General features: G+C 43.9%; 1 pseudogene. It reads right to left on the bottom strand.

What is annotated here, in order from left to right:
- Positions 1-383 (bottom strand): annotated as a pseudogene (locus tag KH400_RS22120) (glycoside hydrolase family 65 protein); the annotation flags it as partial.

The following is a 383-nucleotide window of genomic DNA, read 5'->3' as shown; positions in this document are numbered from 1 at the left end:
CCCCAAATGGGTTAGCGATTGTACGGGTCATGATAAAGGCTGATTCTTCATCAGCTTCCTTATCCAACACATCCCAGAACTTCTCATCGTAATTTGAATCTTCGTTCATGACATCGGCATCAATCAAAGATGTCAATTCCAATTGGTGTGTCGCCTTGTCGACTGATACAAAGGTCCAGCGCAAGTCAGCCAATTCCTTCTTGGCAACTGAGATAAAGCGATCGACGCTAATCTTCACACCCTTCACGATGAATGAACGGTGCAAAATACCAGCCTTCATGTCCAATGACAACTCAAAATCATCAAATGGCGTCTTAGCCAAATCAATCAAGTCACCGTCAATGCGGATTTCAGCCTTCACAAAATTCAAAGCGTTGATAGCC

The sequence above is a fragment of the Desertibacillus haloalkaliphilus genome (genome assembly GCF_019039105.1).
Classification (GTDB): Bacteria; Bacillota; Bacilli; order Bacillales; family KJ1-10-99; genus Desertibacillus; species Desertibacillus haloalkaliphilus.
The sequence above is the reverse complement of the archived record's forward strand: the minus strand, read 5'-3'. Positions and strand labels throughout refer to the sequence as shown.